General features: G+C 62.6%; 1 protein-coding gene. It reads right to left on the reverse strand.

Annotated features, from left to right (window positions below):
• A partial coding sequence (gene ilvA, locus HWY05_RS37580; RefSeq protein ID WP_176061474.1) for a threonine ammonia-lyase, biosynthetic occupies nucleotides 1-1,172 on the reverse strand: 1,172 nt, incomplete at both ends.

A 1,172-nucleotide genomic window follows, 5' to 3' on the forward strand; every position in this document is an offset into this window, starting at 1 on the left:
AGCGTGGCGAGAAACTGGTCGAACGTGGGGTTCTCGCTGTCGGGCACCTGGATGCCGACCAGGATCGAGCTGTAGTCCGCGCCCTGATTGCGGTAATGGAACAGGCTGATATTCCAGTTCGGCGCCATCGACGACAGGAATTTCATCAGCGCGCCCGGCCGTTCGGGAAACTCGAAACGGAACAGACGTTCGTTGTGCGCGAGCGGCGAGCGGCCGCCGACCATGTAGCGGATGTGCTGCTTTGAGAGTTCATCGAAGGTCAGATCCACAGTCGCGAAGCCGTGCGCTTCGAATGCGCCCGCGATCTGCGCTGATTCGCTGCGGTTGCGAATTTGCACGCCAACGAAAATGTGCGCGGAATTCGCATCCGCAATCCGGTAGTTGAATTCGGTGACGCTGCGGGTGCCGACCAGCTCGCAGAAACGCCGGAAGCTGCCGCGCTCTTCGGGGATCGTCACGGCGAAAACCGCCTCGCGTGCTTCACCGACTTCGGCGCGCTCGGCGACGAAACGCATGCGGTCGAAATTCATGTTTGCGCCCGACGTGATCGCGATCAGCGTCTGATTCTCGATGCCTTCGCGCTCGGCATATTGTTTCGCGCCGGCTACCGCGAGCGAGCCTGCGGGTTCGAGCACGCTGCGTGTGTCCTGGAACACGTCCTTGATCGCGGCGCAGAGGGCGTCGGTGTTCACGAGCAGCACGTCGTCGAGATATTCGCTGCACAGGCGGAAGGTTTCTTCGCCCACCAGTTTCACTGCGGTGCCGTCCGAGAACAGACCCACTTCGCTCAGCGTGACGCGTTCACCCGCTTTCAGCGAAACGGCCATCGCGCACGAATCGTCGGTCTGCACGCCGATCACCTTGATCTCCGGGCGCACCGATTTGACGTACGCAGCGACGCCCGCCGCGAGTCCACCGCCGCCGATCGGCACGAAGATCGCGTGAATCGGGCCCTGGTGCTGGCTGAGAATTTCCATCGCGACGGTGCCCTGTCCAGCGATCACATACGGATCGTCGAACGGATGCACGAAGGTCAAGCCGCGCTCTTCCTGCAACTTCACCGCGTGGCCATAGGCGTCGCTGTACGACTCGCCGAACTGCACGATCTCGACGGTCGGGCCGCCATGCGAGCGCACTGCGTCGACCTTCAGTTGCGGCGTGGTCACCGGCAC

The sequence above is a fragment of the Paraburkholderia sp. BCC1876 genome (assembly GCF_902833695.1).
Taxonomy (GTDB): Bacteria; Pseudomonadota; Gammaproteobacteria; order Burkholderiales; family Burkholderiaceae; genus Paraburkholderia.